17 protein-coding genes and 1 tRNA gene are annotated in these 14,188 nt (G+C 59.1%); 13 read left to right on the forward strand and 5 right to left on the reverse strand.

What is annotated here, in order from left to right; all coding sequences use genetic code 11:
• The first annotated feature begins 9 nt into the window (after positions 1–9).
• On the forward strand, positions 10–858 hold the full coding sequence (locus GSQ82_RS23575; RefSeq protein ID WP_256370114.1) for a lysophospholipid acyltransferase family protein: 849 nt from the start codon (positions 10–12) through the stop codon (positions 856–858).
• 103 nt (positions 859–961) lie between these two features.
• The gene (locus tag GSQ82_RS23580; RefSeq protein ID WP_254061879.1) at positions 962–1,984 is read left to right on the forward strand and encodes a glycosyltransferase family 2 protein; all 1,023 of its coding nucleotides are present in this window, start codon (positions 962–964) and stop codon (positions 1,982–1,984) included.
• Between the two features lie 98 nt (positions 1,985–2,082).
• On the opposite strand, the gene GSQ82_RS23585 is transcribed toward GSQ82_RS23580, so the two are convergent.
• Positions 2,083–2,247, reverse strand: coding sequence for a hypothetical protein (locus GSQ82_RS23585; RefSeq protein ID WP_158794701.1), 165 nt, complete (start codon positions 2,245–2,247; stop codon positions 2,083–2,085).
• On the opposite strand from GSQ82_RS23585, the gene GSQ82_RS23590 reads away from it, so the two are divergent.
• Positions 2,246–2,440 (forward strand): hypothetical protein, encoded by a 195-nt coding sequence (locus GSQ82_RS23590; RefSeq protein WP_158794702.1) that lies wholly within the window; start codon positions 2,246–2,248, stop codon positions 2,438–2,440. The two genes, GSQ82_RS23585 and GSQ82_RS23590, sit on opposite strands and share 2 nt — an antisense overlap.
• A gap of 48 nt (positions 2,441–2,488) precedes the next feature.
• Here the strand turns inward: GSQ82_RS23590 and GSQ82_RS23595 are convergent.
• Together GSQ82_RS23595 and GSQ82_RS23600 are read right to left on the reverse strand one after the other, a co-directional pair.
• Positions 2,489–2,565 (reverse strand) — tRNA-Arg (locus tag GSQ82_RS23595).
• A gap of 56 nt (positions 2,566–2,621) precedes the next feature.
• Positions 2,622–2,894 (reverse strand): hypothetical protein, encoded by a 273-nt coding sequence (locus GSQ82_RS23600; RefSeq protein ID WP_158794703.1) that lies wholly within the window; start codon positions 2,892–2,894, stop codon positions 2,622–2,624.
• Positions 2,895–2,991: 97 nt separating this feature from the next.
• On the opposite strand from GSQ82_RS23600, the gene GSQ82_RS23605 reads away from it, so the two are divergent.
• A complete protein-coding gene (locus tag GSQ82_RS23605; RefSeq protein ID WP_158794704.1) occupies positions 2,992–3,609 on the forward strand; it encodes an HAD family phosphatase in 618 nt (205 codons plus the stop codon).
• A gap of 6 nt (positions 3,610–3,615) precedes the next feature.
• Here the strand turns inward: GSQ82_RS23605 and GSQ82_RS23610 are convergent, their stop codons facing one another.
• Positions 3,616–4,098, reverse strand: a complete 483-nt coding sequence (locus GSQ82_RS23610; RefSeq protein ID WP_158794705.1) for a TlpA disulfide reductase family protein — start codon at positions 4,096–4,098, stop codon at positions 3,616–3,618.
• A 30-nt stretch (positions 4,099–4,128) separates the two neighbouring features.
• Here GSQ82_RS23610 and GSQ82_RS23615 point away from each other — a divergent pair, with 30 nt between their 5' ends.
• The 5 genes from GSQ82_RS23615 to truB are packed head-to-tail and all read left to right on the forward strand — an operon-like array spanning position 4,129 to position 7,638.
• The gene (locus tag GSQ82_RS23615) at positions 4,129–5,208 is read left to right on the forward strand and encodes a glycosyltransferase family 2 protein (protein WP_158794706.1); all 1,080 of its coding nucleotides are present in this window, start codon (positions 4,129–4,131) and stop codon (positions 5,206–5,208) included.
• Between the two features lie 57 nt (positions 5,209–5,265).
• Complete coding sequence (locus GSQ82_RS23620; protein WP_158794707.1) at positions 5,266–5,676, forward strand: 6-carboxytetrahydropterin synthase; 411 nt, start codon at positions 5,266–5,268, stop codon at positions 5,674–5,676.
• Complete coding sequence (locus tag GSQ82_RS23625; RefSeq protein ID WP_158794708.1) at positions 5,673–6,116, forward strand: 6-carboxytetrahydropterin synthase; 444 nt, start codon at positions 5,673–5,675, stop codon at positions 6,114–6,116. The genes GSQ82_RS23620 and GSQ82_RS23625 overlap by 4 nt, the downstream gene beginning before the upstream one ends.
• A gap of 14 nt (positions 6,117–6,130) precedes the next feature.
• On the forward strand, positions 6,131–6,739 hold the full coding sequence (gene folE / locus GSQ82_RS23630) for a GTP cyclohydrolase I FolE (protein ID WP_158794709.1): 609 nt from the start codon (positions 6,131–6,133) through the stop codon (positions 6,737–6,739).
• A gap of 26 nt (positions 6,740–6,765) precedes the next feature.
• Positions 6,766–7,638: a tRNA pseudouridine(55) synthase TruB gene (gene truB / locus GSQ82_RS23635; protein ID WP_158794710.1), complete on the forward strand. Its 873-nt coding sequence runs from the start codon at positions 6,766–6,768 to the stop codon at positions 7,636–7,638.
• 36 nt (positions 7,639–7,674) lie between these two features.
• Here the strand turns inward: truB and GSQ82_RS23640 are convergent, their stop codons facing one another.
• Positions 7,675–8,397 (reverse strand): arylesterase, encoded by a 723-nt coding sequence (locus GSQ82_RS23640; protein WP_158794711.1) that lies wholly within the window; start codon positions 8,395–8,397, stop codon positions 7,675–7,677.
• Between the two features lie 57 nt (positions 8,398–8,454).
• Here GSQ82_RS23640 and GSQ82_RS23645 point away from each other — a divergent pair, with 57 nt between their 5' ends.
• The 4 genes from GSQ82_RS23645 (at position 8,455) to GSQ82_RS23660 (ending at position 14,099) form a co-directional block, all read left to right on the forward strand.
• Complete coding sequence (locus tag GSQ82_RS23645; protein WP_371417269.1) at positions 8,455–9,189, forward strand: ABC transporter ATP-binding protein; 735 nt, start codon at positions 8,455–8,457, stop codon at positions 9,187–9,189.
• Positions 9,189–11,771: an ABC transporter permease gene (locus tag GSQ82_RS23650; protein WP_158794713.1), complete on the forward strand. Its 2,583-nt coding sequence runs from the start codon at positions 9,189–9,191 to the stop codon at positions 11,769–11,771. Before GSQ82_RS23645 ends, GSQ82_RS23650 begins: the two co-directional genes overlap by 1 nt.
• Before the next feature lie 106 nt (positions 11,772–11,877).
• Positions 11,878–13,050 carry a galactokinase gene (galK, locus tag GSQ82_RS23655; protein ID WP_158794714.1) on the forward strand — a complete coding sequence of 391 codons (1,173 nt, stop codon included), beginning with the start codon at positions 11,878–11,880 and terminating at the stop codon, positions 13,048–13,050.
• Positions 13,047–14,099, forward strand: a complete 1,053-nt coding sequence (locus GSQ82_RS23660) for a UDP-glucose--hexose-1-phosphate uridylyltransferase (RefSeq protein ID WP_158794715.1) — start codon at positions 13,047–13,049, stop codon at positions 14,097–14,099. The genes galK and GSQ82_RS23660 overlap by 4 nt, the downstream gene beginning before the upstream one ends.
• Positions 14,100–14,188 lie beyond the last annotated feature (89 nt).

Here is a 14,188-nt window from a genome sequence, read left to right on the forward strand (position 1 = left end):
AGGAATTCTATGCGCGTTCCAGTTATTTCGACGATAACTCTCCGATTTTTTCGAAGGATAGTGCGGGGCTGTCTTCGGCGGCACTTTCATGGAGTGCGGGCGAGCGGGGCAGAGAGGTTTGCTGAGCTGGGCGTACCAAATACTGGCCCCGTGATTGTCTATGCAAATCACGGTTCGTGGTGGGACCCTATGGTGTCTATCTATCTTGCCGAAAGACTGATGACGAGACGCCAGCACTATGCACCTATGGATGCAGCGGCATTAGAGCGATATGGGATCTTGAAACGTGTGGGGATGTTTGGTGTCAAGATGAACTCCACATTGGGAGCTATGGAGTTCTTGAAGACCAGCGAGGCAATTCTCGGGGTAGGTGGTGTGCTTTGGATTACTCCCCAGGGACGTTTTGTCGATACGAGATCGAGGCCGCTAGAGTTCAAGCACGGTCTAGCCACCTTGGCGACAAGAGTAGCGAATAGCACCGGGCGGTGCACGATGATTCCTTTGGCAATTGAATATACCTTCTGGGATGAGCGGCTGCCAGAGTGTCTGCTTTTGTTTGGGAAGCCGGTGAAGGTGGAGGCGGGACAGAGTGCAGATATGGTGCACCGACGTACGTTGGAGTCGCTGGAACTTGCGATGGATGAGCTAGCTGCGATGGGGATGGGACGCGATGCGAGCCGGTTCGACACCCTAACTCAAGCGAGGGTAGGTACTGGCGGATGTTATGGATGGTGGGAAAAGCTCAGAGGGCTTTCTGCGCGACGTGCCTATCATGCGGAAGATGTAGTAAGCATCGATCGTAAAGTAAATCGCAAAGAGAATCTTGATACGCACAAGGTGCGGCGCGAGAATGTTTGAAGCGTTTGTTATCGCGACCATGTTGTGTTCGCTTGCGCCAGCGGTCTTGTTCTGCGTGAATTGGCGTCGATATCTGCCTCCGCCCAAGGCTGTGGGAGACCCGGTGCCTTCCGTTTCAGTTCTCATCCCGGCTCGGAATGAAGAGTCTGGGATCCAAGCAGCTGTGGAGAGTGCGCTTAGAAGCAAGGGTGTGGTATTCGAGGTGATCGTGATGGACGACGGCTCGACAGATCGAACGGCTGAGCTTGTCCAGCAGATGGCGGAGGCGGACAGAAGGATTAAATTGCGGCATGCCCCTGCGTTGCCGGCGAAGTGGAATGGGAAGCAGCATGCATGTTGGATGCTTGCTGGTGTGGCGCAGTACGACTTGCTCTGTTTTGTCGATGCAGATGTGAGACTGGAGTCCGAGTGTCTGGCGAGGATGGCGGCGATGCTGCAGCATGGCGGGCAGGGGTTGGTGAGCGGGTTTCCCCGGCAAGAGACGAAGACGTGGCTAGAATGGCTCATGCTGCCACTTATCCACTTCGTCTTGCTTGGCTTTTTGCCGGTTGAAAGAATGAGGCGTACGACTGACCCATCGTTCGCAGCGGGCTGTGGTCAATTTATGCTCGTGCGACGCGAAGATTATTTTGCGTGTGGGGGGCATCGTGAGATCAGTGCGACGATGCACGACGGACTTCTATTGCCTAAGCTATTCCGCCGACATGGATTTCGGACAGATCTTGCCGACTTGACCTCATTAGCAACCTGCAGGATGTATCAGAGTGCGGGGCAGGTGTGGCAGGGACTGGCGAAGAATGCGACAGAGGGCATGGCAGATCCAGCGCGGATTGTGCCTATCAGCCTACTGCTGCTGATGGGCCAGGTGCTGCCGTTCGTGCTGGCTGGATGGCTATGTCTAGAGAGTAAAGCTTCAGCTGCGACCGTCGTATATGTTCTGATTGCGATTGCCGGAGCTTGGCTACCTCGAACTCTGGCAAGCTGGAGGTTCAAGCAGGATTGGCGAAGTGCGCTGCTGCACCCATTGGGAATTTTGATGATGCTGGCAATGCAGTGGTATGCGCTGGGTCGAAAACTCATGGGCAGCGCTGTGAGTTGGCGGGAGCGTTCCTACCTGGAGGATTAATCGATGGCTGATCTGCGCCAGCTCTGACAATCAGGTGCAGTCGCCGTGAACATCCCTCTAGTAGATTGCTCGCCGTCTGGGACCAGGTTAGCGTGGTCTCACTGATACAGTTCCAGCATGCATCTGCCTTCGCAGAACCATTGATTGTCGTGGGTCAGATCACGGTAGATCCCCAGAATAGCTATCCCCTGCAACGGCTTATTCATCAACAGCATCGCCTCGGGTTTATATTCTCCCTTGCCCCTTAGCGTCATGGCTGGCATGAATAAAAAGCTCATTGCTAGAGAGTGGCTATTTTTGATGGGCGGAGTGGTCGCGGGCCTGCTGCTGCTGAATCTTACTCAGAATTCGATAAAAGACGATGGCGATGCTTGGGAAGCTTCTATTACTCCATATGTTTTATTCCAAATTGTCCGGTCGATAGGATGGGCCGTAAATACGATCAGAGCAAAATAGCTATGGTGTTTCAAGTATGTTTATGCCTCTGCAAGCTCTTGATAAGATTGGTGCGCCCGGAAGGATTCGAACCTCCGACCCTTTGGTTCGAAGCCAAATGCTCTATCCAGCTGAGCTACGGGCGCGGGATGACGTGAAGATGTCGCTTGCTAAAAATAGCGAATCCTTTGCGTTTCTGCAACTAGGCGGATGCCGCGGCTGGTGGTGGAGGTGGAGGAGGCGCGGGTGCGGAGAGGGGCACAGTCTCGACGATGTCGAGGCCGGCGCGGCGCAGGAGCTGGTGGATGACCGGCTCTGTGAGGCGGCTGGCGTCGAACTCAACGCGGACGGTCTTCTTGGCCTCGTTGAACTCTATGAGGCGTACGCCGTAGACCTCGCGCACCCTGGCCATGGCGAGGGTCGCTGACTCGGTGGGAGGGACGCCGTAGCGGTAGAGAACGTCTAGCTGGGTCATGGGTTGATGATATCAGCGGTGCGGGTGCAGGGGTAGGCGATGGTTTCCTTAGAATGGGGGGATGGGATTATCAGAGTCGTCGGAAAGAATAGGGGCATTGCGTTTGCCGGAGGTGTCGGCGCTGGCTTTGGCGGAGGGGACTTTCTCGGCGCTGATCTTTGACTGTGACGGGACGCTGGTGGATACGGCGCCGGCGCATCTGCGGGCGTTGCAGGTGGGGTTGGCGGCGCTTGAGCTGACGATGACGCCGGAGTGGTATTACCCGCGGGGCGGACTGACTCCGGATGCAATGTGGGGTGAGTATGAGGCACATGTGGGGGTGGCTCGCCTTCCGCGGGAGAGCTTGAACCAGCGGTATACAGCGGCGTTTCAGGAGGGGTTGGATCGGCTGGAGGAGGTGACGGTGATCGCAGAGGTTGCGCGTGCGTGGCATGGCAGGGTCCCGATGGCGGTGGCGTCGAATGGGCGGCGGTTGAACGTGGAGGCGAGTCTGAGAGCGACGAAGCTGCTTGGCTTGTTCGACTGGGTGGTGGCTGCGGAGGATGTGAGGCACGGGAAGCCGGAGCCGGATGTGTTTCTGGAGGCGGCGCGGCGGATGAAGGTCGAGCCGGAGGGATGCATCGTGTTTGAGGACTCGAATGAGGGGCTGGAGGCTGCGCGGCGGGCAGGGATGCGGGCGATCGATATTCGCGAGTTCTTTCGGCCGGAGCGGTAGGGCGGGCTACATTCTGGCGAGGTAGTTGGCGATCTCGGGGCTGGTCCAGTCCTGGGCGTTGACGAACTTGCGGCGGAGGACGCCCTGGCGGTCGATGATGTAGGTCTCGGGGATCTGGACGGTGCCGTAGAGGGAGTCGACCTTGTGGTTCTGGTCGCGGACGGTGAGGAGATCGACGTGGTGCTCGATGAGGAAGCGATGGTAAACGTCGGGGTCCTCGTCCCAGGAGACGGCGATGATGGCGAGGTTGGGCTGCTGGCGCTGGAGGGCGAGGAGGCTGGGGAGCTCTTCGATGCAGGGTGCGCACCAGGTGGCCCAGAGGTTGAGGACGACGACGCGGCCACGGAGCTTGCTAAGGTCGACGGTCTGGGTGCCGTCGCTGAGGACGAACTGGGGGGCGGGCTTGTCGATGTTGCCGGGATGGCTTCCTCGGTCGCAGCCGGTGATCAGCAGTAATCCCACGAACAGAGTTACACAGACTTTACGCACAGTAGGCTCCACTTCCTATAATACGAAGTCGTGACCTTTGATGAGAACGCTAATTCGATAGAAGTGCCTGAGCTTGAACTTTCGGTCATTATTCCTGCACGCAACGAGGAGCGCTCGCTGGGTGCTTGCATGGCTTCGCTGCTGCGGCAGTCGGAGCCGGGCTTTGCGCTGGGACAGCAGTGGGAGGTGATCGTCGTCGATGACGATTCGACCGATAGGACGCGGGAGATCGCGGTTGAGGCTGCGGGTGGGCAGGATGGGGTGGTGGTGATGGATGCTCCGACGCTGGATGTGACGGCGAATGGAGGATTTACGGGCAAGAATAACGCCTGCTGGGCGGCGGCGCAGGTGGCTCGGGGGCGGCATTTGCTTTTTACCGATGCGGATACGGTGCATGAGACGAACGATATCTCGCGGTCGTTGCGGGAGGCGGAGAGGCATAAGGCGGTGCTGCTTTCTTACTCGCCGAGGCAGATTGTGAAGGGTTTCTGGCAGCATGCGGTGATGCCGCTGGTGTTTTCGGAGCTGGCGTCGGTGTATCCGCCGAAGCAGGTGAATGACCCTGTGAGCAGGCTGGCGGCGGCGAATGGGCAGTTCTTGATGGTGGAGCGGGATGCGTATTTTTCGGTGGGCGGGCATCGCGCGGTGGGGACAAATGTTCTGGAGGATGTGGCGCTGGCGCATGCTATTAAGCGCGGGCCGCGGGTAATTCGATTTCGGTACGCTCCGGAGGCGCTTTCGACGCAGATGTATCGGACGACGCCGGAGATGATCGAGGGATGGACGAAGAATCTTGCGCTGCTGTTTCCGAAGCCGGTGATGCTGGCGCTGTGGCGGATTCTGGATGTGCTGCTGTTCTTTGGGCTGCCATTGATTGCGGGTGGGGTTTATTGGCTTTTGCCGTGGCAGAGGAGCGTCATCCTGCTGCTGTGGGTGCGAACGCTGTGGCGGTTCTATTCACGCGTGGCGCGGTCGAACTTTCCGGCGTTCGATGTGGGGATTTCGATTCTCGGGGTTCCGCTGTTTGTTTATCTATTGATTCGCAGTGCTGTGCATCATCGCATCAAAAAGAGTGTGAGTTGGAAGGGACGAAGTTATAAGGTCAGTTAGAAGTCCACACGTTGCATCCACCTCGTTTTCTGTGCGTCTAACTAGATTGGGATATACATGATTTTTCTTACACGCAAGGCCGAATTTTCTTCTGCGCACTTCTATTGGAACGATGCCTGGTCGCCGGAGGAGAACCTGCGGGTCTTCGGCAAGTGCTCGAATCGCAACGGCCACGGTCACAATTACACGCTGGAGGTGACGGTGGCGGGAACGGTGGATCCGGTGTCGGGGTTTGTGGTGGATCTGAAGGAGTTGAAAGAGATTCTGGAGCAGGAGGTGGTCAGCGTCTACGATCATCGGCACTTGAATCTTGAGGTGCCTGAGTTTGCGACGATGATTCCTACGACTGAGAATATCGCTACCGCGATCTGGCGGCGGCTGGATAACAAGATTCCTCATGCGAAGCTGCACCGGGTGAGGGTCTACGAGATGCCTGACCTGTTTGCGGACTATTATGGTGAGCCATGAAGGTTTACCTTTCACGCAGGTACCACTTCAGCGCATCGCATCGTCTGCATACGGAGGCTTACGATGCGGCGACGAATGCAGCCGTGTTCGGCAAGTGTAATCATCCACACGGACACGGGCATAACTACACGGTTCAGGTTACGGTGAGTGGGCAGGTTGATCCGGTGACGGGAATGGTGTGCGATCTTGGTGAGCTGGATGGCTTTGCACAAACAAATCTACTGGGCCGGTTTGATCATACGAATTTGAATACGCTGGATTGCTTTGAAGACATGGTCTCGACGACGGAGAATCTGAGTATCGAGATCTTTCGGATCTTCCAGGGATTTACCGCTGCTCATCTGGAGCGGGTTCATGTTGAAGAGACGAGCAACAACTCGTTTGACTATGCCGGCGACGACTATGCCGGTGACGCTGTTCCTGCACCGGGGACGATCTAAGAAAGGCACCTTCTATGCCACGTACGTCGGCTGCTGTTGAACCATCTTTGCTTGAGAGTACTTCTACGCAGGACCTATATCGCGAACTGCTGGTGCGTATCGGCGAGGACCCTGAGCGGGACGGCCTGCTACGCACGCCGGAGCGCATGGAGAAGTCCATGGCGTTTCTGACGCGCGGCTACACGATGGACGTAACGGAGGTGCTGCACAATGCGCTGTTCGACGTCGATTACGATGAGATGGTCATCGTGAAGGATATCGAGTTTTTTTCGCAGTGCGAGCATCATCTGCTGCCCTTTTTCGGCAAGGCGCACATTGCGTATGTGCCGAATGGAAAAGTGATTGGGTTGAGCAAGATTCCGCGGCTGGTGGATGTGTTTGCGCGGAGGCTGCAGGTGCAGGAGCGTCTGACGCGACAGATCGGCGATGCGATTACGGAGGCGATTCATCCGCAGGGCGTGGCCGTGATTCTGGAGGCGCAGCATCTTTGCATGATGATGCGTGGGGTGGAGAAGCAGCACTCGCATACGGTGACTTCGGCGATGCTTGGTGTGTTCAAGACGCAGCTGCAGACGCGGAACGAGTTTCTTTCGCTGGTGCGGCGGCAGGGAAGCGGCGTCTAGCTTGCAGCGGGTAGACTAGAAGTTGCATGAATGGTCTTCTTGTACTTGATAAACCCTGTGGCGTCACCTCGCATGATGTCGTTTCGATCGTTCGGCGCGCTACCGGCGAGAAGTCGATAGGACACCTCGGCACTCTGGACCCCATGGCTACGGGGGTGTTGCCGCTGCTGCTGGGGAAGTACACGCGGCTGGCGCAGTTTTTTGGGCAGGCTGCGAAAGAGTACAGCGGGCATATTCGCTTTGGATTCGCGACAGATAGTTTTGATGCCGAGGGAGTGGCGTCGTCTGCTGCGATGCCTTTGACGCGATCTTTCGATGAGTTGCGTGCGATGAGCTGCAGGTTTCGTGGAGAGATGGACCAGATGCCGCCGATCTTTTCGGCGAAGAAGATCAATGGGGTGGCTGCACACAAGCTGGCACGGGCCGGGGTGGAGGTTGCGGTGAAGCCAGCGCGGATTACGATTCATCACTTCGAGTTAACGGGGCTGGAGGGTGATACGGCGGCGTTCACCATGGAGGTTTCGGCTGGCGGGTATGTTCGTTCGGTCGCGCATGAGTTGGGAGAGATGGCTGGGTGTGGAGCGCATCTTTCGAGTCTTCGGCGGGTGAGGGCGGGGGCTTTTACGCTGGGGCAGGCGATTACTGTGGATCAGTTGAAGCAGGCTTCTGTTGGTGAGCTGGAGGCGTTGTTGCCGCATCCGCGGCTGTTGTTGCCGGAGATGCCGGCGGTGACGGTGGACGATCAGTTGGCGGGGCGGCTGCGGAATGGGATGCAGGTGAATCTGCCGGATTTTTCGGATGCGCCGTTGATCAAGGTGTTTACGAGTCCGACGGATTTGTTGGCGATTGCGCGGCGGGTTGCGGGGACGCTGATGCAGCCTATTGTCGTGCTGGGTTAGGGATTTGCTCTTAGCAACGGGTGTATGGCTGGTGGCTCAGTTCTTTTTTAGAAGAGGAGTGATGAAAGGCAGGACGTTGTTAGCGACGATCTTGTTTCCCTGGGCGGTGGCGTGGGTGCGGTCGCGCTGCATCATGCCGTCTACGCCGAAGACGTCTTTCAGGAGGAAGGGCAGGAGGGGGACGTTGTATTTTTTCGCGAGCAGGGCGTAGGTGGCGTTGAACTGCTGGATGTAGTCGGGGCCGTAGTCGGGCGGGAGGGAGATGCCGGCGAGTACGACGCGGGTTCCGCTGGACTTGAGGGTGGAGACGATCTTGTCGAGGTTGGCGCGGGAGTCCTGGATGCGGAGGCCGCGGAGGCCGTCGTTGCCGCCGAACTCGACGACGACGACGGCGGGCTTGAGGGCGAGGATGGTGTCGAGGCGGTCGACGCCGTCTTTGGTGGTGTTGCCGCTGATGCCTTCATTTACGACGCGATAGTGGTATCCGCCGGCGTCGAGATCTTGCTGGAGATAGTCGGGGTAGGTCTCGCCGGGATCGGTGCCGAAGCCAGCGGTGAGGCTGTCGCCGAAGCAGACGATGAGGGGGCGTTTGTCGTTGGCCGGGGCTACATTTGGCGGTGCGACGGGAGATTCTGCACCGGGAAGGGTCTTGCTGGAGTCTAACTGCTCAGCCTGCTTTGCCGTGCTGTCGGTGCGGCAGGCGGTGAGGGAGAGCGCGACGACCGCTAGAATAGCTATGGAAGATGGAGTCCTGCGCATTCCTACAAAGTATCAAATTGCATTGCTGCCGCAGAAGGAGAACCCCCGCAGTTGACGATATCGAGTGCAATGATCCGAGTTGAGGGCCTTCGCAAGTCGATCCGCAATGGAGCGCGGACCGTGGATATTTTGAAGGGGCTGGACTTCACGATTCCGCAGGGACAGTTTGCGGCGATTATGGGTTCGAGCGGAAGCGGCAAGTCTACGCTGCTGGGGCTGCTGGCGGGACTGGATACGCCGAGTGAGGGGAATGTTTTTTTGAATGGAACGGCGATCAGTTATCTGCCGGAGGATAAGCTGGCGCAGGTTCGCGGGAAGACGATTGGGTTTGTGTTTCAGTCGTATCAGCTAATTCCTACTCTGACGGCGCTCGAGAATGTTTTGCTGCCGCATGAGTTGAATGCGGATGCGAAGGAGGACGGGCTGGGCCGGGCGCGGGAGTTGCTGGTGAGCGTGGGGCTGGGGGATCGGATGGATCATTATCCGGTGCAGCTTTCGGGTGGAGAGCAGCAGAGGGTGGCGCTGGCGCGGGCTTTTATTCTGCGGCCCCCGATTGTGCTGGCGGATGAGCCTACGGGAAATCTAGATACGACCAATGGGGCGCATGTGCTGGAGCTGCTGCTGAATCTGAATCGTACGGAGGGGACGACGCTGGTGCTGGTGACGCATGATCCGGTGCTGGCGACGTATGCGAACCGACGGATTGTGCTGCGGGATGGGTTGGTGGTGGGGGATGAGATGAATGCGAGTCCGGCAGAGGCTCCGCGTGAAGCTGCGCTGAGTGAAGGCTGATGGGGGCGCTGTCGTACCGGTCAGCCGCCAAGATTGCTGCGCGCGAGATGCATTCGTCGCGGGGAAAGTTTTTCTTTGTCATTCTGTCGGTAGCGATTGGGGTGGCTGCGCTGACGGGGGTTCGCGGGTTCTCTTCTTCGTTTCGAGCTTCGCTGTTGAATCGGGCTCGGAGCATTATGGCTGCGGATCTTTCGGCGCGGATGTTTTCGCAGCCGACGCCTGAAGAGCAAAAGGGATTGGATGAGATTGCGGCGAGCGGCGTTGAGATTACGCCGGTGACGGAGCTGCTGTCGATGGCTTCGGCGGCGAAGACGCTGGATCCGCTGCTGGTGTCGATGAAGGCGGTGGACCCGTCGATGTATCCGTTCTACGGGGAGGTGGAGCTTGCGCAGGGTGGGAGACTGAGCGCGGTGCTAATGCCGGATACCGTGGTGGTGGCGGACGATCTGCTGGTGCGGCTGAATCTGAAGGTTGGGGATGAGTTGAAGATCGGCACGAAGCTGTTTCGGATCGCTTCGGTGGTGGTGAACGAGCCGGACCGGCTTTCGGGCAACTTTGCGGCGGGGCCGCGGGTGCTGATTACGCGGGAGGGGCTGGAGGCGAGTGGGCTCTTGGCGCCGGGGAGTCATGCGGGGCAGCGGTACTTGTTCAAGGTGCCCAGGCCGCGGAGTGGAGCGCTGATCTCGGATGCGGCGGTCGCGGATTTGAAGGCGCGGTTGGAAAAGCTCCTGCCAGAGGCACAAATTATTGACTATCGCGAGACGAATCCGGCGTTGACGCAGGGGCTGGATCGGGCGACGAGTCTGCTGTCGCTGATGAGCTTGGTGGCACTGGTGTTGGGAGCGATTGGCGTGGCGATGGCAATGCGAGCGCACCTGCAACAGAGGCTGGATACGATTGCGATCATGAAGTCGCTGGGTGCGCGGTCGGGGCAGATCATGAAGATCTATCTGCTGCAGACGCTACTGCTGGGGCTGGTGGGGGGACTGCTCGGGGTGGCTCTGGGCGTGGGGGTGCAGCTGGCGTTTCCTTATCTGTTGGCGAAGCTGATCAACGTGGACACGGACTTTCATATTCAGATGGTGACGGTGGTGACGGGGCTGGTCGCGGGGATTCTTACGACGCTTCTGTTTACGCTGCCTCCGCTGCTGGATATTCGAGGGGTACGTCCGATTTTGATCTTGCGGCGGGCGGTAGAGGATAACGACGATCCGTTTGTGACGGCGATTCGGCGAAAGATTACGAAGAACCTGGCGCAGATCGGGGCCGCGGTGCTGATTCTGCTGGGGCTGGCTGCGATTGCGACTACGCTGAGCGATTCGGCTGTGGTGGGGAGGGTGTTTTCGCTGGGGCTGGTGGCGGTGCTTGGAGTGTTGCTGGGTGCTTCGGCGGCTGTGCTTGCAGGGCTGAAGTATTTTCTTTCGAAGACAAGACCGCATCTGCCCTCTTCGCTTCGGCATGGGCTGGCGAATCTGTATCGTCCGGGAAATCCTTCGGCTGCGCTGCTGGCGGCGCTGGGGATGGGGGTGATGCAGATTATGACTGTGTACCTGGTGCAGCAGGCTGTGGTGACGGAGTTGCATATCTCAGCTGCGCCGAATCTGCCGAATGTTTTTCTGATCGACATTGCGAACAACGAGGTGGATGGCGTGCGAGCGCTGTTGAAGGGGGAGCACAGCGTTACGGCTGCTCCGGAGCTGTTGCCGGTGGTGTCTTCACGGATTATCAACATCGATGGGGTGCCTGCGGATCAGGCGAAGCTGAAGAACTTTCCCAAGCGAATGCTGCGGTCGATCAATCTGACGTGGTCGGACGATGTGCCGCCGGGAACGAAGACGATGGAGGGGAGTTGGTGGGGAGCTGGCGAACGCGGCGTGGTGGTGGCGTTGGATGAGCGGCAGGCTGAACGGCTGGGGGTGAAGGTGGGGTCGCATATTACATTTGCAGCGCAGGATAAACAGATGGTGGCGACGGTGGTGGCGCTGACGAAGTCGGATGGACAGCACGCTTATTCGCGGGCAGAGTTTGTGTTGCCGCCGACGGCGCTGGCTGGTCTGCCGGTGGTCTGGTATGGAGGGGTGCATGCGGACCCGGCGCATGTGGGAGATCTGCAGCGCGCGTTGTATAAGGCGTATCCGACGGTGACGGTGATCAATGTGGCGCAGGCGCTGGAGACGGTGAGGGCAGTGGTGATTCAGATCACGTACGTGATTCAGTTCCTGGCTGCGTTCTCGATCTTTGCGGGGATTGTGATTCTGGCGAGTTCGATTGCGGGTACGCGGTATCGGAGGATTCGCGAGGTGGTGGTGCTGAAGACGCTGGGAGCTACGCGGGCGCGGATTGCCACGGTTTTTTCGATTGAGTTTGCGGTGCTGGGCTTGGTTGCGGGTTTTGTGGGAATCGCGTTTGCGAATGTGATTGCGAAGGTGCTGCTGAATCGGCTGACGGTGGCGTATCACTTTCAATGGATGTGGACGCTGGGAGCCCTGCTGGGTACGGCGGCGCTGACGGTGGTGACGGGGTGGGCGGCGAGTCATCGCATCCTGGGGCAGAAGCCGCTGGAGGTGCTGCGGGAGGAGTAGCGATGGTTGCTTCGGAGCGAAGCCTTCTTTTCTTCTCTATCATGCGGGTGGGGTGGTGAGGATTGTAGGATAGGTTCTGAGTGTGATTTCAACTTCCGGGTGGTGCATGAAGGTAGAGAGAGAGACGGCGCTGCGGGCGCATGAGCAGCGTTTTCGAGAGGCAGGGCGAGTGTTTGGCGCTCCGGCACGGGTGAATTTGATTGGAGAGCACACCGACTATACGGGTGGGCTGGTGATGCCGATGGCGATCGGGTTTCGGACGGAGGCGGTGGTGAGCGGGCGATCGGATGGCCGCGCGGTTTTCTATTCGGAGAACTTTGGCGAAGAGGCTTCGTTCGAGATCGCTTCGATGGGGCGGTCTCCGGAGGGACGTTGGAGCGACTACCCTGCGGGCGTGCTTTGGTGTCTTCGTGAGGAGGGCATCGAGGTTGGCGGCTTCAATATGACGCTGGTGGGAGATGTGCCGCTGGGTGCGGGGCTGAGCTCGTCGGCGTCGGTGGAGGTGGCTACGGCGATGGCGCTGCTGGCGCATGCGGGTGCTTCGTTGCCGATGGAGAAGATTGCGACGCTGTGCCGTCGGGCAGAGAACGAGTATGTCGGCGCGAAGAGCGGGATTATGGATCAGTTCGTCGTCGTGGGCGCTGTGGCGGAGAGGGCGATGCTGCTGGATTGCCGGTCGCTGGAGTATGAGTTGCTGCCGCTGCCGGCGCAGGTGCGGGTGGTGATCTGCAACTCGATGGTGAAGCATGCGGTGGCGACGGGAGAGTATGGCGACCGGCGCGACGAGGTGGAGGCAGGACAGGCGGTGCTCCGGAAACGGCTTGGGATTGAACTGCTGCGGGATGCTACGGTCGCGGACCTGGAGGCATGCAGAGATGAGATGTCTGCGGCGAGTTTTGCGCGGTGCCGACATATTATTACCGAGAATGGGCGGGTTGTGATGGCGAAGGAGGCTCTGTTGCGTGGTGATGTCGAGCGGTTTGGAAGGTTGATGGTGGAGGCACATGCGAGTATGCGTGACGACTTTGCGGCGAGCTGCGAGGAGGTCGATGTGTTGGTGGAGATTGCGATGCGGCAGGAGGGGTGCTACGGGGCGCGGATTACCGGGGGCGGGTTTGGCGGCTGCACGGTGAACGTGGTTCGCGCGGCGGATGCGGAGCCGTTTGTGGAGGCGCTCCGGGGCGAGTACGCGGAGAAGACTGCAATCGCGGCGGAGTGTTTCGTGTGTGCGCCGGGGGATGGTGCGTTGGCGATGGCGGCACAGGAGGTGGGACGATGAATCCTTTGGCGCAGACCAATCCTCATCGCAGGTTCAATCCGTTGAAGCGGGAGTGGGTGTTGGTGTCGCCGAACCGCACGCAGAGGCCGTGGCAGGGACAGATGGAGAAGCCTGCGGCTCCGGCTGCGCTGACCTATGATCCGGACTGCTATCTGTGCCCAGGGAATATGCGGGCTGGAGGGGCTCGGACGGATAAATACACGAGCACGTATGTCTTTGAGAACGACTATGCGGCGTTGAAGGCGGATGCTCCGCGGTTTTCGAGCGATGAGGGCGGCAAGGGGCTGCTGGTGGCAGAGGGCGAGAGCGGACTGTGCCGGGTGATCTGCTTTTCACCGCGGCACGATCTTACGCTGGCGAAGATGTCGGTGGAGGAGATTCGCGCCGTGGTGGATGTGTGGGCCGAGCAGTATCGGGAGCTTGGTGCGCGGGATGACATTGGGTATGTGCAGGTGTTTGAAAATCGCGGGGCGATGATGGGTGCGAGCAATCCGCATCCGCATGGGCAGATATGGGCGAGCAGGTCGGTGCCGAATGAACTGGTGGCCGAGCTCGCGGGGCAGAGGGCCTACTTCGCGGAGAAGAACGAGGTGCTGCTGTGCGCGTATCTCGGGTTGGAAGAGGCTGCGGGTGAGCGCGTGGTTGCGGCGAATGCGAGCTTTGTGGCGGTGGTGCCGTACTGGGCGGTGTGGCCGTTTGAGGTGATGATTCTGCCGCGTCGCCGTGTAGCGCAGCTGCAGGATCTGACGGAGGCGGAGCGGTCGGACTTTGCGGCGATCTTAAGGACTGTGACGGCTACGTACGATGAGGTGTTCGATACGCCGTTTCCTTATTCGATGGGACTGCATCCGGCGCCGTGCGATGGAGAGGAGCATCCGGAGTGGCAGTTTCATGTTCACTTCTATCCACCGCTGCTGCGTTCGGCGACCATTCGTAAGTTCATGGTTGGGTTCGAGCTGCTGGGCGGGCCGCAGAGGGATATTACGCCGGAGTCTGCGGCTGAGGTGTTGCGGCAGGCTGGGACGCGGGTAGGTACTTCGCGTGGTTGAGGGTCTCTCTTTGAGAGGCGCTGCTCTGGCCGTGATTAGAGCAGTTTCGCAGTTGGTGTAGAGCAACAGCAAGTGCAAAGGCGCAATAC

The sequence above is a fragment of the Granulicella sp. L60 genome (assembly GCF_009765825.1).
In the GTDB taxonomy this organism is placed as follows: domain Bacteria; phylum Acidobacteriota; class Terriglobia; order Terriglobales; family Acidobacteriaceae; genus Edaphobacter.

Bases quoted from the DNA above. Each gene is read 5' to 3' on its own strand.
- GSQ82_RS23620 (WP_158794707.1), top strand. From the start codon at position 5,266: ATGATTTTTCTTACACGCAAGGCCGAATTTTCTTCTGCGCACTTCTAT.
- GSQ82_RS23660 (WP_158794715.1), top strand. From the start codon at position 13,047: ATGAATCCTTTGGCGCAGACCAATCCTCATCGCAGGTTCAATCCGTTG.
- GSQ82_RS23650 (WP_158794713.1), top strand. From the start codon at position 9,189: ATGGGGGCGCTGTCGTACCGGTCAGCCGCCAAGATTGCTGCGCGCGAG.
- truB (WP_158794710.1), top strand. From the start codon at position 6,766: ATGAATGGTCTTCTTGTACTTGATAAACCCTGTGGCGTCACCTCGCAT.
- GSQ82_RS23585 (WP_158794701.1), bottom strand. From the start codon at position 2,247: ATGCCAGCCATGACGCTAAGGGGCAAGGGAGAATATAAACCCGAGGCG.
- GSQ82_RS23575 (WP_256370114.1), top strand. From the start codon at position 10: ATGCGCGTTCCAGTTATTTCGACGATAACTCTCCGATTTTTTCGAAGG.
- GSQ82_RS23600 (WP_158794703.1), bottom strand. From the start codon at position 2,894: ATGACCCAGCTAGACGTTCTCTACCGCTACGGCGTCCCTCCCACCGAG.
- folE (WP_158794709.1), top strand. From the start codon at position 6,131: ATGCCACGTACGTCGGCTGCTGTTGAACCATCTTTGCTTGAGAGTACT.
- GSQ82_RS23640 (WP_158794711.1), bottom strand. From the start codon at position 8,397: ATGCGCAGGACTCCATCTTCCATAGCTATTCTAGCGGTCGTCGCGCTC.
- galK (WP_158794714.1), top strand. From the start codon at position 11,878: ATGAAGGTAGAGAGAGAGACGGCGCTGCGGGCGCATGAGCAGCGTTTT.
- GSQ82_RS23590 (WP_158794702.1), top strand. From the start codon at position 2,246: ATGAATAAAAAGCTCATTGCTAGAGAGTGGCTATTTTTGATGGGCGGA.
- GSQ82_RS23625 (WP_158794708.1), top strand. From the start codon at position 5,673: ATGAAGGTTTACCTTTCACGCAGGTACCACTTCAGCGCATCGCATCGT.